Source organism: Rubrobacter calidifluminis (genome assembly GCF_028617075.1).
In the GTDB taxonomy this organism is placed as follows: Bacteria; Actinomycetota; Rubrobacteria; order Rubrobacterales; family Rubrobacteraceae; genus Rubrobacter_E; species Rubrobacter_E calidifluminis.
In genome coordinates this window covers 18,875-42,096 of the sequence record NZ_JAQKGV010000020.1, presented here as the reverse complement: position 1 = coordinate 42,096, position 23,222 = coordinate 18,875, and the positions used below count along the sequence as shown (strand labels likewise).

Sequence of the window (23,222 nt, the reverse complement as noted above, 5' to 3'; positions counted from 1 at the left end):
AGGGAGCGTTGAGGGGAGGACACATCCCCGGAGCGGCGAACGTACCGTGGGCGAGGGCCGTGCGGGACGATGGCACCTTCAAGAGTGCTGAGGAGCTCAGGGAGATCTACGAGGGAGAGGCTCACCTTGGTGCAGGAGAGGAGGTGATAGCGTACTGCAGGATAGGGGAGCGCTCTTCTCACACGTGGTTTGTGCTCAGGTATCTGCTTGGCTATGAGCGGGTGAGGAACTACGATGGGTCGTGGACAGAGTGGGGCAACTCCGTCCGGGCTCCCATCGAGCGTTAGGGGAAAGGAGAGGCGAAGATGACGGAAGAGCACGAGCACCACGCCTGCTGCGGGCCGGGATACGCGAGCCCCGAGGAGGCGATGAAGGCCGAGCCGGAGAAGATCCTCTACACGGTCGCGCTGCACGTCGGCACCGGGGTCGAGGCGCCGGACTACCTGGCGACGATAGACGTCGACCCCGAATCCCCGACCTACTCGCAGGTCATCCACCGCACGCCGATGCCCAACATCGGGGACGAGCTGCACCACTTCGGGTGGAACGCGTGCAGCTCCTGCCACGGTGACGAGAGCAAGGAGCGACGCTACCTCATCGTCGGCGGGCAGCGCTCGAGCCGCATCCACATCATAGACACCGCGGACGAGCGGGCGCCCAAGATCCACAAGGTCATAGAGCCCGAAGAGATCGTCGCGAAGACCAACCTCACCGCGCCGCACACCGTACACTGCCTGCCGGATCGGGTGATGATCAGCATGCTCGGCGACGCCGAGGGCAACGGGCCTGGGGGATTCTTGCTGCTGGACGAGAACTTCGAGATCGCCGGGCGCTGGGAGCGCGGTACCGACGGGATGGACTTCAACTACGACTTCTGGTACCAGCCGCGCCACAACGTCATGATCTCCACCGAGTGGGCCGCACCCAGGACCTACTACCCGGGCTTCGAGCTCTCCGACGTCGAGGCCGGGAAGTACGGGCGCAAGCTCCACTTCTGGGACTGGGAGAAGCGCGAGCTGGCGCAGACGATAGACCTCGGCGAAGAGGGGCTCATCCCGCTCGAGACCCGCTTCCACCACAACCCCGACAGCGCCCACGGCTTCGTCGGGGCGGCGCTCTCGTCCAACATGTTCCACTTCTACAAGGACAACGGCTCCTGGAAGGCGGAGAAGGTCATAGACGTACCGACCGAGGACGTGGAGAACTTCCCGATCCCGCTGCCGGGGCTCATAACCGACCTGCTGATCTCGATGGACGACCGCTACCTGTACTTCTCGAACTGGCTGCACGGAGACCTCAGGCAGTACGACATCTCCGACCCCTCGCACCCCCGGCTTACCGGGCAGGTGTGGCTCGGAGGACTTCTGGGCAAGGGGCAGGAGGTCGCCGGGCGCAGGCTCGAGGGCGGGCCGCAGATGCTCCAGCTCAGCCTGGACGGCAGGAGACTCTACGTCACCAACTCGCTCTACAGCTCGTGGGACAACCAGTTCTACCCGAGGCTCGCCGAGACCGGATCTTACCTGCTCAAGGTCAACTGCGATCCCGAGAACGGCGGCATGGAGGTGGACGAGAACTTCTACGTGGACTTCGGCGCCGAGCCCGCAGGGCCCGCCCGGGCGCACGAGATGCGCTACCCCGGCGGGGACTGCACCTCGGACATCTGGCTCTGATCCGGAGCGGGCCGCCCCGTGTCGGGTTGCCCGAAGGGGTGGCCAGGACGGTCACAGGTTTTGGGTTAGCGAAAGGAGGATGGAAACCTTGACCGACCTGTTGCAGAAAGTAGAGGAGCTGCGGAGCCAGCTCGCATCTCTGGAGAGCGCTTCGCAGACGTTCTCCGTACAGAGCAGGCTGGCGGAGGGCGTCAGAACAGAGACGAAGATACGAGGTTTCGACCTCACGGTCGACGAGCCGAAGGATCTCGGCGGCACCGACGCCGGTCCGAACCCCGTAGAGCTCGTGCTCGCCGCGCTCGCCACCTGCCAGGAGATCGTCTACTCCGTCTACGCGGCGCGCGCCGGTGTGGAGCTCGAGAGGGTCGAGGTGGATGCAGAGGGGGATCTCGACCCGCGGGGTTTCCTCGGGGTCTCGGAGGAGGTCCGTCCCGGGTTCGAGAACGTGCGCTACCGCGTCCGGATCGAGAGCCCCTCCGAACCGGAGAAGGTGAGGGAGCTCTCGCGTCTCGTCGACGAGCATTGCCCCGTCTTCGACATCCTGACACGCCCGGTCGAGGTCTCGGGTGCGGTGGAGCTCAACGGGTCTCCGCTCGCCTGAGCGGGGGCCCCGAGAAGAGCAGGCTCTGGGAGGGGTGGGACTGGCTCCCGCCCCTCTCCCGTTCAGAATGGAGGTTGCCAGGCAGGATGAGCGTGATAGACGAGCTCTTGCAGAACAACGAGCGCTACGCCAGCGAGTTCGATAAAGGGGATCTGCCCTCACCCCCATCACGCAGGGTGGCCATCGTCGCCTGCATGGACGCCCGGATCGACGTGCACAGGATCCTCGGGCTCGAGGAGGGGGAGGCGCACGTGATCCGCAACGCCGGCGGTGTGATCACGGAGGATGTGATCCGCTCATTGCTCATCTCCCAGCGGATGCTCGGCACCGAAGAGGTCATGCTGATCCACCACACGGGATGCGGGATGACCACCTTCGGAGACGACGAGGTGAGGGCAGAGATCGAGAGGGAGACCGGCATAAGGCCGCCCTTCGTGCTGGAAGCCTTCAGTGACCCGGAGGATGATGTCCGGCAGTCGATCCGGCGCCTTGAGGCGAGCCCGTTCATCCCGCGCAAAGACTCCATCCGGGGATTCGTCTACCAGGTGGAGACCGGGAGACTGCGCGAGGTATCCTGAGGTGGATGCCGTACTTGCTGCGTCTCTTGCCGGGGCTGGCTTCTGTGCATCGAGCTTGCTCGGGCTCTTCGGCACCCGCCTTACCCCCACCCTGCAGTCCTGGCTCCTCGCCGGAGCCGCAGGGATCATCCTCGCCCTCTCTTTCGCCGACCTCCTGCCCGAGAGCATCGAGGCAGCGGGCCCAAAAGCCATAGCCTGCTTCGCCACAGCGTTCGCGCTCATGGCGCTCCTCGAAGGACTGCCCAGAGCTCACCATCACCACGATGAGGACGATGCCACCCGGCCGATAGGCTCAGAAGGAGCCACCTTGCTCCTCCCCTTCGTGATCGGCTTTGCACTTCACAACCTGGCCGAAGGGTTCGTCGTGGCGGCAGGAGCGGGGGCCTCGGCCGTTGCGGTGGGAGGGATAGGGATAGGGGTGATGGTACACAAGATCCCCGAGGGAGGCTCTCTTGGTGCGGTCCTTGCAGGATCCAAGACAGCGAAAGCGAAAGTTGTCGGGACGGCGGTGCTGCTGGGGCTGGTCCTGCCGGTAGCGACGGGGCTGACGCTGGTTTTCTCCTCTCCCGGAGAGCAGACAGTGGGGCTGATGAGTGGGGCAGCGGGAGGGGTGCTCTGCTACCTGGGATCGGTACATCTGCTGCCGGAAGCGAAGGAGCGTGATGGAAAGGGCGCGGTCGCCGTGTTCGCGGTTGCCTTGCTCGGGACCGTAACGCTCCTTCTTACCATTCTCGCCGGCTGATCCCGCTCATCTCCTCGACGAGAGCGAGGAGCGCCGAGTGGTCGAGGTCGCCCCTGCCCTGCGCCTCGAGCGCGGCGAAGAGCTGGTCCGCCAGCGCGGCCGCCGGGAGCACGACCCCGAGCTCACGGGCGGTATCGAGCGCTATACCGAGGTCTTTGTGATGGTAGCGGGCCTTGCCACCGGGCTCGAAGGCGTGAGAGAGAAACTTCTCCCGCTTGACCTCCATCACCCTGTTGCCAGCAAGACCCCCCGATAGAACATCCAGGATCTTCTCCGCAGAGACCCCACCTCTGGAGCCGAGCACCAGCGCCTCAGAGACCGCCTCTATGGTGAGCGCTACCACGATCTGGTTCGCAGCCTTCACGACCTGCCCGGCTCCCGAGGGACCAACATGGGTTATGGTCCTGCCCATCACCTCGAAGAGAGACTTTGCCCGCTCGAAGTCCTCCTGTTCTCCTCCGACCATGATCGAGAGGGTCCCCTCCTTCGCTCCCACGTCCCCTCCCGAGACCGGGGCGTCGAGCGCGGAGGCTCCCTGCCCGCGCGCGACTTCGGCTATCTTCCGGGCGAGAAGGGGCGAGGAGGTGGACATGTCCACCAGCAGGGCCCCCGTGCCCGCGCCTTCGATCAGGCCGTCCTCACCCAGAAAGACTTCCTCCACCTCGGGCGGGCCCGGGAGCATGGTGATGACGACGTCGCTGCTTTCAGCGACCTCCTTTGGGCTCTCTGCGAGCTGTGCACCGGTCTTCTCGGCGAACTCTTCGGCCTTCTTCTTGGTGCGGTTGTGGACGGTGAGGTCGCAGCCGGCCTGCACCAGGTTTTCGGCCATGAGCCAACCCATGATCCCGAGCCCTACGAAGCCGACCCTCATCTCTTATCCCCGTCGAGCGGGACGTTGTGCAGCCTGAGCTGCCCTCGGGCCACCTCCTTGCCGTCCTCCGAGCGCGTGATCACGACCTGCCAGAGCTGCTGCGTCCTGCCCTGCAGGATCGGCTCCGCCACCACCTCGACCCGCCCCTCCCGCATCGGACGCAGAAAATCCGTGGCGTTGTGCACCCCGACGGCGAACATCCCGTCCTCCTCGACCGCCGCCGAGGCCCCCACGCTCGCCGCGCTCTCGACCGCCGTCGTGTACACCCCGCCGTGTACCACCCCCCAAGGCGTGTGGTGCCGCTCGTCGAGCTCTATGTGACCGCGCACCCTCCTCCCGCTCACCTCATCGAGCTCCAGCCCCGCCGCCCCCAGAAACTCCGAGGCCCGATACTTGTCGGCTTCCAACTTCAGAACCTCCTCACGCTCGCGTGCCACGCAAGAGGATAACCTCCCACCCGGCTCGATTTTTGACTGATCGTTCAGTTGACAGCAGTTTGACCGATTGGTTAAACTGAAGAGCGGGTGATTTTGATCACAGCAGCATGGAGGATTCGTCGCATGGCCGAACCTTTCGTTGGTGGGGAGTACGTCGAGGTCACGGGGATGGGGAGGATGTCCGTCGTGGACCCGGCGAGTGGGGAGGAGGTGGACACGGTACCCCTCTGCGGGGACGAAGAGGTGGACCGGGCGGTGGAGAGCGCGCGGGAGGCGCTTGCCGGGTGGCAGGGTATGCCGGCTTCGCGGCGCGGTGAGATCCTGGCGGAAGCGGCGCGGGCGGTGATGGAGAGGCGGGGCGAGCTGGCGCCGCTTCTCACCGCCGAGCAGGGCAAGCCGCTGCGGGAGGCGAGGATCGAGATCCGGCGCTTCGTGCTCACGCTCGAGCACTACGCCGGGCTGGCCAAGAACATCCGGGGTGGGTACGTGCCGGACCTGGACGAGGGGGCCTACGGCATGATTCTAAGACGTCCGCTCGGGGTGGTCGGGGCGATCGTGCCGTGGAACTTCCCGACGACGCTCCTGGGGAACAAGCTCGGGCCGGCGCTCATCACCGGGAACGCCGTGGTCGCCAAGCCTGCGGAGACGACGCCGCTGACCACGCTCCGGATCGCCGGGATCATGCACGAGGCCGGGCTGCCGGCTGGGGTTTTCAACGTCGTCACCGGTGACGGGCCGACCACCGGGCAGGCGCTCGCGGAGCACCCGCTGGTACGCAAGGTCGCCTTCACCGGCTCGACCCCGGTCGGCAGGAAGCTCGCCGCGCTCGCGGCCGGGGAGCTGAAGCGCGCCACCCTCGAGCTCGGCGGCTCGGACCCCATGATCGTCTGCGACGACGCCGACCTCGACCGGGCGGCGAGTGCCGCGAGCGTCGGGCGTTTCTTCAACTGCGGGCAGGCTTGCCTGGCGGTGAAGCGCCTCTACGTCTTCGAGAGCGTCGCGGAAGAGCTGGTCGAGAAGCTCGTGGGGAAGGTGAAGAAGCTCAGGGTCGGTCCCGGAACCGAAGAGGGCGTGATGATAGGCCCCCTCCACACCCCGCGCCAGCGCGAGCTTGTCGAGGGGCAGGTCGAGGACGCCGTCTCCTCCGGAGCGAAGGTCCTCGCCGGGGGGAAGCGCCCCGACGGCCGCGAGAAGGGCAACTTCTACGAGCCGACCCTGCTCCTGGAGCCCTCCCACGACTCCCGGGTCGCGACGGAGGAGGTCTTCGGCCCCGCGCTTCCCATCTGGAAGGTTTCGGACCTCGACGAGGCCATCGAACGGGCCAACTCCTCCGTCTACGGCCTCGGCTCCTCCGTCTGGACCCGCGACCTCGACCGCGCCACCGAGGCCGCAGAGCGGATAGAGGCCGGGTACACCTGGATCAACTCACCTCAGATCGTCTACGACGAGCTCCCCTTCGGGGGATGGAAGCAGTCGGGTTACGGCAAGGAGCACGGCATAGAGGCGCTCGAGTACTACACAGAGACCAAGTCCGTCGTCGTCCGGCGCTCGTCCTGAGAGAGCGAGGTGGGATCGAATGATAGATATACCACGATGGTACAACGCGAGCGAGCTGGTGGACCGCAACCTGGAGGCCGGGCGGGAGCAGAAGGTCGCCATCAGCTGCGGCGAGGAGGAAGTGACCTACGGGGAGCTCGCCCGCCGCATAAACAGGTTCGGGCATGCCCTGAGGGAGCTCGGGGTGAGGCAGGAAGACCGGGTTTTGATGGTCCTCAACGACACGCCGGCCTTCCCGGTGGTCTTCTTCGGGGCGATGCGGATCGGCGCGGTCCCGATACCGGTTAACACACTGCTCGGGCCGGACGACTACCGTTTCTTCGTCGAGGACAGCCGCGCTCGCGCGGTGGTTGTGGACGAGGTGCTCTGCGAAAAGGTCAGGGAGGGCCTCGAAGGATACGGGGAACCGGTCGAGGTCATCGTGGCCAACGGCGATGCCGGGGGCAGAAAGACGCTCGATGAGCTGCTCGAGGGTGGTGAGGACGAGCTCTCTCCGGCGAGGACGCACAGGGACGATCCTGCGTTCTGGCTCTACAGCTCCGGTTCGACGGGAAGGCCCAAGGGGGCCGTCCACCTGCACCACGACATCCTCTACACCTGCGAGACCTACGCGAAAGAGGTTTTGAAGGTCACCGAGGAGGACGTGACCTTCTCCGCCTCCAAGCTCTTCCACGCCTACGGGCTGGGGAACAACATCTCCTTTCCCTACTGGGCCGGGGCTTCGACGGTGCTCTTCCCGGGGAAGACGACTCCTGAGGCTGTACTCTCGACGATCGAGCGCTACATGCCGACGCTCTTTTTCAGCGTGCCCACGTTGTATAACGCCATGTTGAACCATCCCGGAGCGGAGCGGTACGACCTCTCCTCGATAAGGCTGTGTGCCTCCGCGGCCGAGGCGCTCCCGGCCTCCGTGTGGCGTAGGTGGAAGGAGACGTTCGGTTCGGTGATACTCGATGGTATCGGTTCGACGGAGATGCTGCACATCTTCCTCTCCAACACGCCCGAGAAGCTCAAGCCGGGCTCGAGCGGGGTCCCGGTGCCGGGCTACGAGGTGAAGATACTCGACGAGGAGGAGCGTCCGGTGGAGCCCGGCGGGGCCGGGTACCTTTACGTAAAGGGAGATTCGGCAGCGGCATACTACTGGCGCAACCACGAGAAGACCAAGAAGACGATGAAGGGGGAGTGGCTGTTCGCCGGGGACTGGTACCGGCAGGACGAGGACGGATTCTTCTGGTACGAGGGGCGGGCGGACGACATGATCAAGGTAGGGGGTTTGTGGGTCTCGCCGGTCGAGATCGAGAGTGCCCTCGGTGAGCACCCGGCGGTGGTCGAGGCGGCGGCGGTCGGTGTGCCGGTCGGCGGGCTGATGCGGGTTAAGGCGTATGTGATCCTGCGAGAGGGGTATGAGCCCTCGGAGGTGCTCGTCGCAGAGCTGCAGGAGTGGTGCAAGGGGCGCCTCAAGCGCTACCAGTACCCGCACATGATCGAGTTCGTCGAAGACCTGCCGAAGACGGTCACGGGGAAGATACAGCGCTTCAAGCTGCGCGAACCCGAGCCGGAGGTCGAGTTTCCGCAACAGGAGGACGAGCTCGTGTAGCGGGGGGCGAGGGGAGGGGTAAGATGGCGTAGAACACGGGAAAGGAGGAGGCTCATGGAGATCACCGCCGCCGTGGTCCGGGAGAAGGAGAGGCCGTTCGGGGTGGAGGAGCTCGAACTGGAGGAGCCGCGGGAGGGAGAGGTGCTGGTGCGGGTCGTCGCGGCCGGGATGTGCCACACCGACCTCATCTGCCGCGACCAGTGGTACCCGGTGCCGCTGCCCTCGGTGCTCGGCCACGAGGGGGCCGGGGTCGTCGAGAGGGTGGGGGAGGGGGTGACGAAGGTCTCTCCCGGGGACCGGGTGGTCCTCACCTACGCCTCCTGCGGGCGTTGTACGAGCTGCCAGCGGGGCAAACCCTCCTACTGCAAAAACTTCTTCGATCTCAACTTCGGCGGAGCCCGGCTCGACAAGACGAACGCCATCGGGGGCGGGGTGCACGGGCACTTCTTCGGGCAATCTTCCTTCGCGACCTACGCGCTCGCGACCGAGCGTAACGTGGTGAAGGTGGATGCGGACGTGCCGCTCGAGATACTGGGGCCGCTCGGGTGCGGGATCCAGACGGGGGCCGGCGGGGTCCTGAACTCGCTGCACCCGGAGGCCGGTACGAGCATCGCGGTCTTCGGGACCGGTGCGGTGGGCCTGAGCGCGGTGATGGCCGCGCGGGTCGCCGGGTGCGCGACGATCGTCGGGGTGGACGTACGCCCGGAGAGGCTCGAGCTCGCCCGGGAGCTCGGCGCGACGCACATCGTGGACGCGAACGAGGCGAACCCGGTCGAGGAGATCAGACGCATCACCGGGGGTGGCGCGGACTACGCGATCGAGACGACGGCCGTGCCGGCGGTCTTCCGCCAGGCGGTCGACGCCCTCGGGACGCTCGGGGTCTGCGGTCTCATCGGGGCGGCACGTCTCGGGACGGAGGTGAGCCTGGACATGAACGACCTCCTGCTGCCGGGGAAGACGGTGCGGGGGATCGTCGAGGGGGACTCGGTCCCGGACGTCTTCATCCCGCGCCTGATAGAGCTCTACGCCCAGGAGCGTTTCCCGTTCGACCGCCTGATCGAATTCTACGAGCTCGACGAGATAAACCGGGCCGCCGAAGACGCCGAGGGCGGCAGCGTGATAAAGCCCGTGATCCGCATGCCGAACTAGAGAGGAGGGGGGAGGTTTTGCTCGAGGGTATCCCGCTCATAGACGCACACGTCCACGCGGCGCGTCTTCCGACGCTCAAGCTTTCCTGGAAGGAGTGGGCGCAGAAGTTTGGGAAGGACGTGCCCTTCTCCAAGATCTACGACGAGGAGGGCACTCTGATCCCGGAGCAGTTCGACGCCTACATGGCCTCCGAGGGGGTGGACCTGGCCGTGCTCTTCTGCGAGTACAGCCCGCGTTCGACCGGTATCCAGCCGGTCGAGGACCTGCTGCCGATCGTGGAGTACAACCCCTCCCGCTTCAAGATCATGGCCAACATAAACCCCCACCTGCACTACCCGCCGGTCGCCGAGGTGCGCAGGCAGCTCGACCTGGGCGCGGTCGGACTCAAGCTCCACCCGGTCCACGGCTCCTTCGCACCCAACGACCGGATGCTCTACCCGGTCTACGCCTTCTGCGAGAGCGAGGGCGTCTCGGTCGTCTTCCACTGCGGGACGAGCGTCTTCCCCGGAGCCACCAACCGCTACGCCAACCCCGAGCTCATCGAGGACGTCGCCCGCGACTTCCCCGACCTCACGATCATCCTCGCCCACGGCGGTCGCGGCTGGTGGTACGACGCCGCCGCCTTCATGACCCTCATGCGCGAGAACGTCTGGATCGAGATCTCCGGGCTGCCCCCCAGAAAACTCCCCGAATACTACAAGAACTACGACCTCGAACGCCTGGCGAAAAAAATGATCTTCGGTACCGACTGGCCCGGCGTCCCCGGCCCCAGGGCAAACGCCACCGCCCTCCTCGACCTCAAGCTCTCCAGAGAGACCATCGAACTAATCTTCCACCGGAACGCCCGCAGGGTCTACCGCCTGGAGGGAAAGTAGCACTTGTATTTGACTGTCCGGTCAGTTATATTCGGGTGGAACGGAAGAGACGAGGAGGAGAGATGGCTGCTGTAACGGAGGAGACGCTTCTGGAGAGGATCCGGGCGGGGCGTCTGATCGAGGATCCGGAGCAGGCGACCGAGCGGTACATCGAGGGGCTCAAGCGCACCCTGATCGTCTCGGCGGATACCGAGCTCATCAGTGCGCCGGCTTACATGAACGCGGCGAAGAACTTCGCGAGCCTGCCCAGCGTGAACAACTACATCACGATCATGGGGATCGTGCAGGACGAGCTCGGGCACGCGCACATCGCTTACCGGATGCTTAGAGACCTGGGGGTCGACACCGAGGAGCTCGTCTACCGCCGCGAGCCGAGGCAGTTCAAGTACCCCTACGCCTTCGACGTGCCGCTCGAGAGCTTCACCGAGCTCGTCGTCGCCAACGCCTTCTACGATCGGGCAGGGTTCGTGCTCCTCTCCGACATCCACCGCAACTGCTCTTACGGCCCCTGGAAGCGGGCCCTGGTCAAGGTGGACCGCGAGGAGAACTTCCACCTGCGCCACGGCGAGAAGTGGATGCGCACCCTCTGCCGGGAGCCCGGGAAGAAGGAGGAGGTCCAGCGCGCCGTCGACTGGATGTTCGTCCTCACCCTCGAGTGGTTCGGCCTGCCGGACAGCCAGAAGCGCCACAACGAGCAGATCGAATACGGTTACAAGGGCTCGACCAACGACCAGCTCCGCCAGACCTGGATGTCCTCGACCGTGCCCCTCTGTGAGAGCCTGGGCATCAATGTTCCTGCACATTACGACGAAGCGCGCGAGGAGTACGTCATAGACTGCCCGTTCCCGGCGGACTTCGTCGCGGAGGAGAAGCGCTGGGACTTCGAGAAGGGTGAGATCTCCTGGGAGGAGGTACTCAGGCGCTGGAAGAGACGCGGGCCGAAGAACGAGGAGTACGTGGCGCACCTGCAGCGCGGCTACAGGGAGCTCTACAACGGAGACAGGGGGTAAAAGATGGTTGCCACCGAAGAGGTGAGGGGGGCGCTCGAGGAGGTTCTGGACCCGGAGTACCCGATCAGCGTGGTCGACCTCGGGCTCATCCGGGGGATAGAGGTCGAGGGTAGGGTGGCGAAGGTGAAGCTCACCTACACCTGCATGGGGTGTCCGGCGATGGACATGATCCAGGACGACGTCAGGGAGCGACTGCTCGAGGTCGAGGGGATAGACGAGGTCGAGATCGAGGTCGTCTGGGACCTCTGGTCCCGGCGGGACATAACCGAGAAGGGGCGGAGGAAGCTCAGGGAGGTGGGGGTGGTCTGATGCGTCCGGTCGAGAACTACGAGGTGTTCACCGCGCGCCCGGGTGGCCCCTTGAGGCACAACGGCAACGTCCGGGCCGCCGAGCCCAGAGACGCCGCCGTCTACGCGCACCTGATGTACGACGAGTGGCGCTGGCGGGAGATGTTCGTCGTGCCGAGCCGGTCCCTCATACGGGTCATAAAGCCGCGGTAGGGGGTTGAGCATGGAGAGCTACATGGTCTTCGCCAGGACCGGCTACGACGAGCCGGTGGAGTACAAAGGGCGCCTGGAGGCCGCCGGGGACGAGGCGGCGAGCAAAGAGGCGGTCGAGCGTTTCGGGGAGGAGTGGCTCGAGCTCGTCCTGGTACCCGAGCGCGAGGTCTACTGGGTGCAGAGACAGGAAGAGGAGGTCGAGGTATGAGCTTCGGGCGCGAGGGTACCGACGAGGTCGCTCCCGGGCGTGGCAGCTTCGAGGAGTTCATCGTCGAGGACGACGAGGCGCTCGCGGCGCTCGTCAACCTGATCGCGGTCCTCGCCGACAACGAGTACTTCATGGGGCGCCGGATTTCGGAGTGGGCCGACGCCGGACCGCTGCTCGAGTCCACCGCGGCCTGCGCCGCTATAACCCAGGACAAGCTCGGGGAGTCGCGCATCCTCTATCCGCTCTTGGAGGAGCTGCCCTGGCCCAACCCGCCCGCCACCCTGCAGGACGAGGCCGACCGCGCGCGTCGTTACTCGGTGAGCTTCCTGGACGAGCCGTTCGAGAGCTGGTCCGACGTGGTCGCCGCGCTCGCCCTCATCAACCCGGCGCTCAACGTCGTGCTTGAGGCCGTCTCGAACTCGAAGTACGAGAACCTGGCCAAACGCGCCACCCGCATCCTGGACGAGGAACGCCTCACCTCCGCCTACGCGGAGAGCCTGGTGCGTCAGCTCGCCTACGAGGAGCGCGGCAGGAAGCTCCTGCAGGAGCGGGTCGAGCGGCTCCTGCCCGAGATGCTCTGCTGGTTCGGCCCCGAGGGCGAGGAAGGGCTCGAACGCCTCGAGCGTGAGGGGCTCGCGAGCATGACCAACGAGCAGATGCGCCAGCGCTACCTGGACAGGGTCGTGCCGCTGCTCGAGGAGGTTGGCATCGACGTGCCGGTAGAGCGAAACGAAAGCGAGAAGAGATGGGAATACGGAGAACTCCCGTGGAGCGAGTGGAACCAGCTTCAGCGCAGGCTCGAGAGGAAGAAGAGCGTGGTCTAGAGTGTCCCTGGTGCGGCTCGGATGACGTCGAGCGCGTCTCGGAGTACGGCCAGCACCTGATGGTCGCGCAGTACATCTGTCGTGCGTGCCACAGCCCGTTCGAGCGCATAAAGCGGTGAGCGGGCTGCGCATCGAACGCGAGGGCGGCGTCCTCCTGCTGACGCTCGACCGTCCCGGGCGGCGCAACGCGCTCGACGAGGGGATGCAGGACGCCCTGCTCGGCGCCCTCGCCGAGGCGGAGACCGACCGCAGCGTGCGCGGGGTGGTGATAACCGGCAGCGGGGAGGCGTTCTCCGCCGGAGGCGACCTCTCGCGCTTCGAGCGGGAGTGGAACCCGGCCGGGTTTCGGGCGCACAGCCACGAGCTCACCCGCCTCGTCTCGACGATAGAGCGGATTGAGAAGCCGGTCGTAGCCGCGATAAACGGGCTCGCCACCGGGGCCGGGACCCAGCTCGCGCTCTCCTGCGACCTCAGGGTTGCCTCCGAGCGGGCGCGGTTTCTGTTCCGGGAGGGGATGATCGGCCTGATCCCCAGTCACGGCGGGTGCGTCAGGCTCGTCAAGCTCGTCGGGCTCGCCCGCGCGCGGGACATCCTGCTCGGCGGGGAGGATCTCGACGCCGAAGCGGCCTTCCGCCACGGGCTCGTCACCTGCGTCGTGCCGCCCGAGAGGCTGCTGGAGGAGGCAAGAGAACGGCTCGGGCGCATCTTCCGGCGCGCCCCGCAGTCCTACGGGCTCGCCAAGCGGCTGCTGTACCTCTCGGCGAGCGTGGACATGGAGAGCGGGCTCTTCGCCGAGAGCCTCGCGCAGAGCCTCCTGGTGCAGACGGAGGATCACAGGGAAGGCGTCCGGGCGGCGCGCGAGAGGCGTGCCCCCGAGTTCGAGGGGAGGTAGGAGTACTTGGCGCATCTGCTGGCCTTCGGGGGCAGGGAACCACGGGTGGCGGAGGACGCCTTCGTGGCGCCGAACGCGACCCTCGTCGGGGACGTGGTCGTCGAGTCGGGGGCGAGCGTGTGGTTTGGTGCCATTCTGCGGGGGGACTTCAACCGCATCGTGATCGGTGAGGGGACCAGCGTGCAGGACAACTGCGTCATCCACACCAACGAGAGCCTTCCGACGCTCGTCGGCGCGAACGTCACCGTCGGGCACCTCTCGCTGCTCGAGGGCTGTACGATAGAGGACGGGGCTCTCGTCGGGATGGGGAGCATAGTCCTCAACCGCGCCCGCGTGGGGAGGCGGGCGATGCTCGCCGCGGGCACCGTGGTGCGCGAGGGGCAGGAGATACCGCCGGGGGTACTCGCCGCGGGCGTCCCGGCCGAGGTCAAGAAGGAGCTCGGTGGGAGCTCCTCGGAGTGGGTCGAGAGCGCGGCGCGCGAGTACCAGGCGCTGCGCCTCAGGTACATGACCTGAAGGGAGGAGAGATGGAGAAGATGCTAATAGGCGGCGAGAGGGTCGCCGCGCGCGGCGGAGAAGAGATGCCGGTCGTGAACCCGGCGACCGAGGAGGAGTTCGACTCGGTCCCAAACGGCGGGAAAGAAGACGTCGATGCCGCGGTCGAGGCCGCCTCACGGGCGTTCGATGAGTGGTCGAAGAAAGACCCGGACGAGCGGGCGGCGGTGCTCAGGGCCGGCATCGCCGCGGTCGAAGAGAACGGTCGGGAGATAGCGCAGCTGCTGGTCCGCGAGCAGGGCAAGCCCCTCTCCGAGGCGATGGGGGAGCTGCATCACCTGCTGCACGGGCTGAACTTCTACGCGGATCTGGCGAGCAAGATCCGGGGCTCCCACGCCCCGCTGCCGTCCAACCTGGGCAGGAGCTACGGGATGGTAATAAGGCGCCCGGTCGGCGTGTGCGGCGCGATAGTCCCCTTCAACTTCCCGCTCACCCTGATGGGGACCAAGGTCGGACCGGCGCTCGCGGCGGGGAACACCGTCGTCGTGAAGCCCTCCGAGAGCACCCCGCTCGCCACGCTCAGGGTCGCGCAGCTCCTGCAGGACGCGGGGCTCCCCGCCGGGGCGATAAACGTCGTGACCGGCGGGGCCGAGGCCGGTGAGGCGCTCGCCGCGCATCCCCGGGTGAGGCGACTGGCGTTCACCGGGAGCACGAAGACGGGCAGCAGGATCATGCAGATCGCGGGTTCCGCCTTCAAGCGGGTCACCTGCGAGCTCGGGGGGTCCGACCCGACGATAGTCTGCCCCGACGCCGACGTGGAGGCGGCGGTCAAGGGTGTCGTCATCGGTCGCTACTTCAACGCCGGGCAGCAGTGCCTGGCCACCAAACGGGTCTACGTCTTCGACGAGGTATACGACGAGTTCATGCAGAGCCTGATCAGGCGCGTCTCACGCTACGAGCTCGGGGACGGGATGGAGAAGGCCGAGCGGCCGAAGGTCAGGATGGGGCCGATGAACGCCGCCCGCTACCGCGACGCGATAGCCGACCAGCTCCAGCGGGCCGTCGACGGCGGTGCGAAGGTCGTCCACGAGGGCGAGGGCAGGGACGGCAAAGGCTACTTCTTCGCCCCGGTCGTCGTCGAGGGCGGCCCGCACGAGGGACCGCTGGTGCGCGAGGAGGTTTTCGGTCCGGTCCTCCCGGTCTGGAGGGTGCACGACATGGACGAGGCGATAAGGCTCGCCAACGACACCCCCTACGGGCTCGGTTCTTCGATCTGGACGTACGACGCCCGCCTCATCAACCGGGCCGCGGAGGAGATAGAGGCCGGGATGACGTGGGTCAACCAGCTCCACTACGGTTACGACGAGCTGCCCTTCGGCGGCTGGAAGAACTCCGGCATAGGGCACGAGCACGGCCTGGAGGCGATGGATTACTACCTGGAGACCAAGTCGGTCGTAATCGGCGGGCTCGACTAGGAGGGGAGGAGAAAGAGATGGCGGTGAGCTACACCAGAGAGGGAAATATCGGGTACATCACGCTCGACAACCCTCCGGCGAACAGCTACGAGTACACCTTCATGGAGGAGCTCGGGCGGGCGATACAGTCCTCCGCCAACGACGAGGATGCCCGGGTGGTCATCCTGCGCAGCGCGAGCGAGAGGTTCTTCTCCGCCGGGGCGGACATCAAGGCGTTCAACGAGAACTCCGCCAGGGACAACATGCGCATGATCGAGCTTGCGCACGAGAACCTGGCCTACATCGCGGAGATCCCCAAGGTCTTCATCGCCCAGGTCAACGCGACCGCCCTGGGGGGCGGGCTGGAGATGGCGCTCGCCTGCGATCTGCGCTTCGGGGCCGAGGGAGACTACCCGGTCGGCCTGCCGGAGGCGACGCTCGGACTTTTGCCCGGAAACGGCGGCACCCAGCGGCTGCCCCGGCTCATCGGGGCGAGCCGGGCGCTGGAGCTGATGGTCACCGGGCGCAGGATCTCCCCGCGGGAGGCGTACGAGATCGGCATCTTCAACCGCCTCTTCCCGGCCGAAAAGCTCGCCGGGAAGACCCGCGAGTACGCCGAGACGCTCGCCGCCGGAGCCACCCGGGCGATAGGCGCCATCAAGCTCGCCGTGCACCGGGGTATGGAACGCCCGCTCCAGCAGGGGCTCGAGATAGAACGCGAGCTCGTCGAGCCCCTCTTCGAGGGCGAGGAGGCCAGGGAGGGGATCTCGGCGTTCATGCAGAAGCGCAAGCCGCAGTTTAGTAGGTAAGCTGCTACCATTAGATACACTCATGTAGAATAAAGCAATGGTTCTCGGGGCCGGCGGGTCCCGGCGGGTCCATGGCTAGAGTGGAGGGAGCGTGGCACGGTCTGACACCCTTATAGACGCCTCCGGCGACGAGGCTCTTGCCCCCAAGCAAGCTCACCTGATAAGGAGCGCTTACAAGGTGATGGGCGAGAAGGGGCTGACGCGTCTCTCGCTACAGGACGTCGCCGACGAGGCGGGGGTGAGCAAGGCCATCCTCCCCTACTACTTCGACTCCAAGGAGAACCTGACGCTGCTGACGATGCGCTGGGTCCTCGCGCGGGTGGCCCGGCGCATCCACGAGGCGATAGACGAGGTCGAGGATGCCGAGGAGAAGGTCTCGGCGATGGTCGACGCGATCTTCGTCGGGCCCGAATCGAACCGCAACTTCTACCTGACCTTCTTCGACTTCCTCGGCTACGCGGCGCGCAACGACCGCTTCGCCGACGTGGGGACGACCTTTCACGAGATCTGCAACGGCCTCTACGCCGAGGTGGTGAAAAGCGGGCAGGAGCAGGGCATCTTCGCGCCGCGCGACCCCCGCGAGGCGGCGACCGTGGTGCGGGCGCTGGTGGACGGGCTCTTCACCCAGTGGGTGCAGGAGAGGGACTGGGAGAAGACGCACGCCGCCTACCGCGACCTGTGCAAGCGTTCGATCCTCACCTACCTGAAGAGCGCCGACGATTAGCGTGAGCGTTCCTCCCTCCACCCTGGGTACCCAGCCGATAGGGGCGGCCTCGCGCGTCGCCGGGGGTGTCTTCCAGCTCAAGCTGCCGGTGCCCTTCCCGCTGCGCTTCATCTCTTCCTACCTGATCCGGGAGGAGGACGGCTGGACGGTCATAGACCCCGGTTTCGACTACCCACCGGCGCGTAGGGTGTGGGAGGAGGCGGCGGGGGATCTCGGGATCGACCTCGACCGTGACCTCTCCCGCATCATCGTCACCCACCTCCACCCGGACCACCTCGGGCTCGCCGGCTGGCTCGAGGCGCTCTCCGGAGCGCCGGTCTGGATGCTCGAGGGTGAGATCGAGAACGCCGGCCGGGTCTGGACCTCGGGGGATGCGGCTGGCCTGGAGGGGTTTCTGCGGCGCAACGGTATGGACCACGATACCGCCCGGGGTGTCGCCTCGTTGACCGGGCGTGAGGTGAGGATGCCGCAGGAGATCTTCGCTCTCCGTCCCGGGGACGAGGTGTCCCTGGGAGAGGGATCTGCCCGCGTGATCCACACGCCGGGACACTCCGACTACCACTTCATGCTCTTCGACGAGGGAAGTGGGCTTCTTCTCGCCGGGGATCATCTCCTGCTCAGGATAACGCCGAACATCGGGCTCTGGCCCTACACGGCCGCGAAGCCGCTCGGGCGCTACCTCGCCTCCCTGCGCTCGTTGCGCGGGCTCGGGGCGAAGACCGTCCTGCCGGGACACGGCCCGCTCTTCCACGACCTCGACGGCAGGATAGACGAGCTGCTCGCCCACCACGCCGAACGGCTGGACGTGATATACGCGGCCTTCGAAGGCCGGCCGGCGACCCCGTTCGAGATCTCACGCCGCGTCTTCCGTAAGGACCTCACCGCCCACGAGATGCGCTTCGCGCTCGCCGAGACCCTCGCCCACCTGGAGTACCTGGAGGACGAGGGGCGGGCCGTGCGCCTGGCGGAGGACGATGTTGTGAGGTATGCCCCCCTCTGATCTCCCGGACCCCGGCGGCGCCGCCCGCGCGCTCGGCATAGAGCTGCAGGAGGCCTCGCGGGAGCGGGCCATAGCCTCGATGGACATCGGGGAGCGTCACCTCGGACCCGACGGCGCACTCGACTGGGGTGCCCTGGTCTCGCTCTCCTGGGCCGCCGCCCGCGCCGGTGCCTGCTTCAACCGCTCCCCGAGCCGCGCCACACGTCCATCCGGACTCGACGCCCGCCACCCCCGTCCGGCCCGCGCCGGGCAGACCCTCACCGCCACCGCCACCCCGCGCTACGTCGGGCTCGATCGCCAGCTCTGGGAGGTCGAGGTGAGAGACGAGGGAGGCTCCCTGGTCTGTGCCTGCCGCTGCGACTTCGGCCCCGAGCCCGGGCAGACGCGTTAGAATGTAATCGTTGACCTTCCGGTCAGACAGGAATGCTGACCGGGACGCCTGAGGGGAAACGTTTGGGGAAGGGGTGATCCCATGAGAGACGTCGTGCACGGCAGCGGTCTCAGGCTGGAGCTGGACGGCCGTTCGCTCACGATAGACGATGTGGTGGCCTTCGCCCGCCGCGAGGGTGAGGCGGTATGCACCCTATCCGACGATGCGTGGGAGAGGGTAGAGGCTTCGTGTGCGCTGAAGCGGGAGTTGATCGGGCGCGAGGTGCCCATCTACGGCGTGACGACCGGCTTCGGAGACAGCGCGCACCGGCAGATCTCGCCGCAGAAAGCCGCCCGGCTGCAGCAGAACATGCTCCGGTTCCTCGGCTGCGGGACGGGGCCCATCGCGCCCACCGAGGTGACGCGGGCGATGATGCTCCTCCGGGCCAACTGTCTGGCCCGGGGCAACTCCGGGGTCAGGCCGGAGGTCGTCGAGCGGCTGCTCCTCTACCTCAACGAAGACATCCTGCCGCTCGTGCCCGAGAGGGGTTCCTGCGGGGCGAGCGGGGATCTCATCCCGCTCTCCTACCTCGGGGCCGCGCTCGTCGGGGAGGAAGACGTCCTCTACGAGGGAGAGGTCAGGCCCTCGCGCGAGGTGCTCGCGGATCTCGGCCTCGAGCCGCTCGAGCTCGAGGCCAAGGAGGGGCTCGCGCTCACCAACGGAACCTCCTTCATAACCGCCATCGCGGCGCTCGCCGTCCGGGACGCCGAAGAGCTCGCCCTCGTCTCCGACCTGTGCACCGCGATGGCCTCCGAGGCCCTGCTCGGCAACAGGGGACACTTCAACGCCTTCATCCACGAGAACAAGCCTCACCCCGGGCAGAAGGAGAGCGCCCACATCATAAGCTCCCTGCTCGCCGACTCCCACCTCGCGCTCGACTCCGAGGAGATCTTCGCCACGGACGGGCTCGGGGGAAGGGAGTTCCTCGAGCTCGAGCGCCAGGTGCAGGACCGCTACTCGATCCGCTGCGCACCCTACGTCTCGGGCGCGCTGCGCGACACCCTCGATTGGGTCAGGCGCTGGGTCGAGATCGAGATGAACTCCTCGGACGACAACCCGCTCTTCGACGCCGAAGGTGGCCGGGTGCAGAGCGGCGGCAACTTCTACGCCGGGCACATGGCTCAGGCGATGGACTCGCTCAAGGTCGCCCTCGCCAACCTCTGCGACCTGATGGACCGCCAGCTCGAACTGCTCGTCGACGAGAAGTTCAACGCGGGCCTCACCCCCAACCTCATCCCTTACTTCGACGAGGACAGCCCCGAGGCCGGACTCCACCACGGCTTCAAGGGCATGCAGCTGTGCTCCTCGGCGATGACCGCCGAAGCGATGAAGCTCTCCGCCCCCGCCAGTGTCCACTCCCGATCCACCGAGTGCCACAACCAGGACAAGGTGAGCATGGGCGCGATCGCCGCCCGCGACGCCCGCTCCATCGTGGAGTTGACGCAGAACATTGCGTCGATACACCTGATCGCCGCCTGCCAGGCCCTCGAGCTGCGCGGGGAGGAGAAGGCGAGCCCGAAGACCCGCCGCGCGCTCGAGCTGGTGCGCTCGCGGGTGCCTTTCCTGGAGGCCGACCGCAGGATGGACCAAGATATAGAGGAGGCCGCAGAGATCATCCGCTCCGGCGCGCTCTCTGAGGTGGTCTCCGGGTAAGGCGCGGGGTTCGGGGGGTGCTTAGAATGGGGAGAGGGGAAGGAGGAAACCATGCTGCAACGGGAGAGACCCTGGCTATCCGTCTACGGGGGTAAGCTCTCCGGGGAACCCCTGCAAGGTTCGCTCGTCGGGTTCCTCGAGGAGGCCGTCCGGAAGTACCCGCAGCACGTCGCGCTCACCGGCGGAGGGCGCAGGGTGAGCTACTCCGAGTTACTGGAGATGAGTCGTGCCCTCTCGCGGGCGCTGTGTGATCTCGGGGTGAAGAAGGGCGACCGGGTGGGTCTGATGCTCCCCAACTGCCCCGAGTACGCGATCGGGTTCTTCGGGTTGCTCGGGGCCGGGGCGGCCGCCACGCAGCTCAACCCGCTCTACGTCGGGCGCGAGCTCGAGCACATCCTCGGCGATTCCGGCACGGAGACGGCGATCGTACACCCGTCGGTGTACCGGAGGATCAAAGAGGTCCAGCCCAGGACCCCGCTGCGGCGGGTGATCTGCTCCGACGAACCAGAGGGTGGGCTCGAAGAGGGAGACCTCCTGCTGGAGGACATGCTCTCCTCGGCCTCGGGACCGCCACCCGAGGTGCGGATAGACCCCGGGGAGGATCTCGCCTCGCTGCAGTACACCAGCGGCACGACGGGCGTTTCCAAGGGCGCGATGCTCACCCACGCCAACCTGCTCGGCGGGATCAAGCAGACGATGGACCTCCTGATCGAAGACCCCGGTGTCTTCCCGGAGAACGGCAAGGTCGTCGCCGTGGCGCCCTTCTTCCACATCTTCGGGATGACGATGGTCCTGCTGTTCGGGATCAGGATGGGCTGGAACCTCCTCACGGTCGAGCGCTTCAAACCGGACGTGGTGATGGAGATGATCCGGGACGAGAAACCCGTCATGGTCCCCGGGGTGGCGACGGTCTTCATCGCGCTGCACAACTACCCCGGGATGGAGCACTACGGCCTCGATGAAGTCCTCCTCTACACCTCCGGAGGCGCCAGCGTCCCGACCGAGCTGCTCCGTTCCTTCGAGAGGAGAACGGGGCGTCCGATCTGGGAGGGCTACGGCCTCTCCGAGGGCGCTCCTGCCACCTTCAACACCTATCTGCGCGGTCCCGTCCCGGGGAGCATCGGCGTCCCCATCCCCGGCACCGACGCCAGGATCGTGGACGTGGAAAGCGGGGAGAGGGAGCTTTCCCCGGGAGAGCCTGGAGAGCTGCTCATAAAAGGCCCCCAGGTCATGAAGGGCTACTGGAAGATGCCCGGGGAGACCCGGAAGGTCCTCTCCGAAGATGGCTGGCTGCACACCGGGGACATCGTGCGCATGGACGAGGACGGCTACCTCTACGTGGTGGACCGCAAGAAGGAGCTGATAAACGCCTCGGGCTACAAGGTCTACCCGAGGGAGGTGGAGGAGGTGCTCTACGAGCACCCCGACGTGGTCGAGGCCGTCGTGATAGGCGTCCCCGACCCCTACAGGGGGGAGACGGTCAAAGCCTTCGTGGTCAGGAAGGAGGGTAGCACCCTTACGGAGGAAGCTTTGATCTCGCACAGCAGAAAGAGGCTTGCGGCGTACAAGGTCCCAAAGGAAGTGGAGTTTCGGGAGGAGCTGCCGAAGAGCGCGGTGGGCAAGCTCCTGAAGAGGGTTCTCGTGGAAGAGGAACGCCGGAAGGCGGAGGGTAGAGGGTGAGGTTCGAGAAGGCGTTCATCCCGGCGGGTTTCTGCTGGTCTTGCCCCTTCGCCCGCTGGCAGGGACCGCTCGCCGAGGTGAACAGTTTGGATCTCGCCGTTCGGGTCACGGAGAAGGCGCTCGCACAGAGAGATCTCGCGCCGCAGGAAATCGGCTCCATCGTTTTGGGCTGGACCATCCCCCAGAAGGAGATCTTCTACGGCGCGCCCACGCTCGCCGCCCGCATCGGAGCACCGGGCGTGACGGGCCCGATGATCTCGCAGGCCTGCGCGACCTCGGTCGCCTGCATCCACGCCGCCGCGTCCGAACTCGAAGCGGGGGTGGAGGATCTCACGCTCGTCGTCACGACCGATCGCACCTCCAACGGCCCGACCCTCTTCTACCCCCGACCCTCCGCCCCCGGCGGCTCCCCCGAGGTGGAGAACTGGGTGCTCGACTCCTTCGCCAGAGACCCCTGGGGTGGGGAGGCGATGTACCGGACGGCAGAGAACGTCGCCAGGGAGGAGGGTATCTCGCGCGAGGAGCTCGACGAGATAGCCGCCCTGCGTTACGAGCAGTACCGGCGCGCGCTCGAGAACGACCGCGCGTTCCAGCGGCGCTACATGGTGCCGGTCGCCGTCCCCGAAAAGCGCGGTGATCCCACCCTCGTGGAAGAAGACTTCGGAGTCCATCCGACCACGCGGGAGGGGCTGGCCAGACTCAAGCCCGTGGCCGAAGGCGGCGTCGTCACCTACGGTACCCAGACCCACCCCGCCGACGGGGCGGCCGGGGCCGTACTGACGACGGAGCGGAGGGCGCGGGAGCTGGGAAGAGGGGAGGGGCTCATAAGGCTCCTCTCCACCGGCTTCTGCCGGGTGGAGAAGGCGAGGATGCCCAAGGCCCCGGTTCCAGCGGCGAGAGCGGCGCTGAAAGATGCCGGGATCTCCCTCGCAGGAGTGGACGCGATAAAGACCCACAACCCCTTCGCGGTCAACGACGCGTACTTCGCCAGAGGGATGGGGGTCGGGGTGGAGGAGATGAACCGCTTCGGCTCCAGCCTCGTCTACGGGCATCCGCAGGGACCGACGGGGATGCGGCTCGTGGCCGAGCTGATCGAAGAGCTCAGGATGAGGGGAGGAGGCGTGGGGCTGTTCACGGGGTGCGCCGCCGGTGACACGGGGGCGGCGGTGGTCCTGCGGGTCGAGGATTAGCTCCCTTCTGAGAGCCTCTCCTTGACCCTCTCCTCCCTGTCCTTCAGGTACAGGAAGACGTCCTGGGCGAAGCGGAGCGCGTGCTCCTCGTTCAGGTTGACCCGGCGGTTCACCAGGACCGACTCCAGGTACTTCACTGCCTGGTCGGCCATCCCGACCATCAGCTCCGCCTGGTGCAGCGTCTCCCGTCGCTCCTCTGGCGAGAGCTCCGCGGCCCTCTGTGCCCTCTCCTCGTGCTCCTCCAGGTAACGGATGAAGTCCCGTATTCCCAAGACA

Annotated in this window: 28 protein-coding genes; 25 read left to right on the top strand and 3 right to left on the bottom strand. The window is 66.6% G+C overall.

Annotated elements, in window-relative coordinates; all coding sequences use genetic code 11:
- The 5 genes from PJB24_RS14005 to PJB24_RS13985 all read left to right on the top strand — a co-directional run.
- On the top strand, nt 1-287 hold a 287-nt coding region (locus tag PJB24_RS14005), incomplete at its 5' end, for a sulfurtransferase (RefSeq protein ID WP_273846918.1).
- 18 nt (nt 288-305) lie between these two features.
- Complete coding sequence (locus PJB24_RS14000; RefSeq protein ID WP_273846915.1) at nt 306-1,670, top strand: selenium-binding family protein; 1,365 nt, start codon at nt 306-308, stop codon at nt 1,668-1,670.
- An 88-nt stretch (nt 1,671-1,758) separates the two neighbouring features.
- Nucleotides 1,759-2,271 (top strand): OsmC family protein, encoded by a 513-nt coding sequence (locus tag PJB24_RS13995; RefSeq protein WP_273846913.1) that lies wholly within the window; start codon nt 1,759-1,761, stop codon nt 2,269-2,271.
- A gap of 86 nt (nt 2,272-2,357) precedes the next feature.
- Entirely contained in the window at nt 2,358-2,849 is a 492-nt protein-coding gene (locus PJB24_RS13990; protein ID WP_273846910.1) for a beta-class carbonic anhydrase, read from the top strand.
- A 1-nt stretch (nt 2,850) separates the two neighbouring features.
- On the top strand, nt 2,851-3,591 hold the full coding sequence (locus tag PJB24_RS13985) for a ZIP family metal transporter (protein ID WP_273846907.1): 741 nt from the start codon (nt 2,851-2,853) through the stop codon (nt 3,589-3,591).
- Here PJB24_RS13985 and PJB24_RS13980 read toward each other — a convergent pair.
- Together PJB24_RS13980 and PJB24_RS13975 are read right to left on the bottom strand one after the other, a co-directional pair.
- Complete coding sequence (locus PJB24_RS13980) at nt 3,572-4,462, bottom strand: 2-hydroxy-3-oxopropionate reductase (protein ID WP_273846904.1); 891 nt, start codon at nt 4,460-4,462, stop codon at nt 3,572-3,574. The two genes, PJB24_RS13985 and PJB24_RS13980, sit on opposite strands and share 20 nt — an antisense overlap.
- Nucleotides 4,459-4,899, bottom strand: a complete 441-nt coding sequence (locus tag PJB24_RS13975; protein WP_273846902.1) for a PaaI family thioesterase — start codon at nt 4,897-4,899, stop codon at nt 4,459-4,461. Before PJB24_RS13975 ends, PJB24_RS13980 begins: the two co-directional genes overlap by 4 nt.
- Nucleotides 4,900-5,022: 123 nt before the next feature.
- Here PJB24_RS13975 and PJB24_RS13970 point away from each other — a divergent pair, with 123 nt between their 5' ends.
- From PJB24_RS13970 to PJB24_RS13880, 20 genes are all read left to right on the top strand, one after another.
- Nucleotides 5,023-6,456 carry an aldehyde dehydrogenase family protein gene (locus tag PJB24_RS13970; RefSeq protein ID WP_273846899.1) on the top strand — a complete coding sequence of 478 codons (1,434 nt, stop codon included), beginning with the start codon at nt 5,023-5,025 and terminating at the stop codon, nt 6,454-6,456.
- Nucleotides 6,457-6,475: 19 nt separating this feature from the next.
- Nucleotides 6,476-8,053: a benzoate-CoA ligase family protein gene (locus PJB24_RS13965; RefSeq protein ID WP_273846896.1), complete on the top strand. Its 1,578-nt coding sequence runs from the start codon at nt 6,476-6,478 to the stop codon at nt 8,051-8,053.
- 54 nt (nt 8,054-8,107) lie between these two features.
- Nucleotides 8,108-9,202: an NAD(P)-dependent alcohol dehydrogenase gene (locus tag PJB24_RS13960; RefSeq protein ID WP_273846893.1), complete on the top strand. Its 1,095-nt coding sequence runs from the start codon at nt 8,108-8,110 to the stop codon at nt 9,200-9,202.
- Between the two features lie 17 nt (nt 9,203-9,219).
- A complete protein-coding gene (locus PJB24_RS13955) occupies nt 9,220-10,077 on the top strand; it encodes an amidohydrolase family protein (RefSeq protein WP_273846891.1) in 858 nt (285 codons plus the stop codon).
- Nucleotides 10,078-10,139: 62 nt separating this feature from the next.
- Nucleotides 10,140-11,087: a Phenylacetic acid catabolic protein gene (locus tag PJB24_RS13950; protein WP_273846888.1), complete on the top strand. Its 948-nt coding sequence runs from the start codon at nt 10,140-10,142 to the stop codon at nt 11,085-11,087.
- A gap of 3 nt (nt 11,088-11,090) precedes the next feature.
- A complete protein-coding gene (locus PJB24_RS13945) occupies nt 11,091-11,396 on the top strand; it encodes a metal-sulfur cluster assembly factor (RefSeq protein ID WP_273846885.1) in 306 nt (101 codons plus the stop codon).
- Nucleotides 11,396-11,587, top strand: a complete 192-nt coding sequence (locus PJB24_RS13940; protein WP_273846883.1) for a hypothetical protein — start codon at nt 11,396-11,398, stop codon at nt 11,585-11,587. Before PJB24_RS13945 ends, PJB24_RS13940 begins: the two co-directional genes overlap by 1 nt.
- A gap of 10 nt (nt 11,588-11,597) precedes the next feature.
- The gene (locus PJB24_RS13935; RefSeq protein WP_273846882.1) at nt 11,598-11,795 is read left to right on the top strand and encodes a hypothetical protein; all 198 of its coding nucleotides are present in this window, start codon (nt 11,598-11,600) and stop codon (nt 11,793-11,795) included.
- The gene (locus tag PJB24_RS13930; RefSeq protein ID WP_273846879.1) at nt 11,792-12,619 is read left to right on the top strand and encodes a Phenylacetic acid catabolic protein; all 828 of its coding nucleotides are present in this window, start codon (nt 11,792-11,794) and stop codon (nt 12,617-12,619) included. The genes PJB24_RS13935 and PJB24_RS13930 overlap by 4 nt, the downstream gene beginning before the upstream one ends.
- Complete coding sequence (locus PJB24_RS15970) at nt 12,541-12,738, top strand: PaaD-like zinc ribbon domain-containing protein (RefSeq protein WP_420541957.1); 198 nt, start codon at nt 12,541-12,543, stop codon at nt 12,736-12,738. Before PJB24_RS13930 ends, PJB24_RS15970 begins: the two co-directional genes overlap by 79 nt.
- Complete coding sequence (locus tag PJB24_RS13925) at nt 12,735-13,511, top strand: enoyl-CoA hydratase/isomerase family protein (RefSeq protein WP_273846874.1); 777 nt, start codon at nt 12,735-12,737, stop codon at nt 13,509-13,511. Before PJB24_RS15970 ends, PJB24_RS13925 begins: the two co-directional genes overlap by 4 nt.
- A 6-nt stretch (nt 13,512-13,517) precedes the next feature.
- On the top strand, nt 13,518-14,027 hold the full coding sequence (locus PJB24_RS13920; protein ID WP_273846871.1) for a gamma carbonic anhydrase family protein: 510 nt from the start codon (nt 13,518-13,520) through the stop codon (nt 14,025-14,027).
- 11 nt (nt 14,028-14,038) lie between these two features.
- Nucleotides 14,039-15,481, top strand: a complete 1,443-nt coding sequence (locus PJB24_RS13915; RefSeq protein WP_273846868.1) for an aldehyde dehydrogenase family protein — start codon at nt 14,039-14,041, stop codon at nt 15,479-15,481.
- A 17-nt stretch (nt 15,482-15,498) separates the two neighbouring features.
- Nucleotides 15,499-16,269, top strand: coding sequence for an enoyl-CoA hydratase/isomerase family protein (locus PJB24_RS13910; RefSeq protein ID WP_273846865.1), 771 nt, complete (start codon nt 15,499-15,501; stop codon nt 16,267-16,269).
- Between the two features lie 91 nt (nt 16,270-16,360).
- The gene (locus PJB24_RS13905) at nt 16,361-16,993 is read left to right on the top strand and encodes a TetR/AcrR family transcriptional regulator (RefSeq protein WP_273846863.1); all 633 of its coding nucleotides are present in this window, start codon (nt 16,361-16,363) and stop codon (nt 16,991-16,993) included.
- Nucleotide 16,994: 1 nt separating this feature from the next.
- The gene (locus tag PJB24_RS13900; protein WP_273846861.1) at nt 16,995-17,993 is read left to right on the top strand and encodes an MBL fold metallo-hydrolase; all 999 of its coding nucleotides are present in this window, start codon (nt 16,995-16,997) and stop codon (nt 17,991-17,993) included.
- On the top strand, nt 17,980-18,384 hold the full coding sequence (locus PJB24_RS13895; RefSeq protein WP_273846859.1) for a PaaI family thioesterase: 405 nt from the start codon (nt 17,980-17,982) through the stop codon (nt 18,382-18,384). The genes PJB24_RS13900 and PJB24_RS13895 overlap by 14 nt, the downstream gene beginning before the upstream one ends.
- Before the next feature lie 81 nt (nt 18,385-18,465).
- On the top strand, nt 18,466-20,076 hold the full coding sequence (locus PJB24_RS13890) for an HAL/PAL/TAL family ammonia-lyase (protein ID WP_273846857.1): 1,611 nt from the start codon (nt 18,466-18,468) through the stop codon (nt 20,074-20,076).
- A gap of 51 nt (nt 20,077-20,127) precedes the next feature.
- The gene (locus PJB24_RS13885; protein ID WP_273846854.1) at nt 20,128-21,756 is read left to right on the top strand and encodes a long-chain-fatty-acid--CoA ligase; all 1,629 of its coding nucleotides are present in this window, start codon (nt 20,128-20,130) and stop codon (nt 21,754-21,756) included.
- Nucleotides 21,753-22,946, top strand: a complete 1,194-nt coding sequence (locus PJB24_RS13880) for a thiolase family protein (RefSeq protein ID WP_273846851.1) — start codon at nt 21,753-21,755, stop codon at nt 22,944-22,946. The genes PJB24_RS13885 and PJB24_RS13880 overlap by 4 nt, the downstream gene beginning before the upstream one ends.
- Here the strand turns inward: PJB24_RS13880 and PJB24_RS13875 are convergent.
- On the bottom strand, nt 22,943-23,218 hold the full coding sequence (locus PJB24_RS13875; protein ID WP_273846849.1) for a hypothetical protein: 276 nt from the start codon (nt 23,216-23,218) through the stop codon (nt 22,943-22,945). The genes PJB24_RS13880 and PJB24_RS13875 overlap by 4 nt on opposite strands.
- Nucleotides 23,219-23,222: the final 4 nt, after the last annotated feature.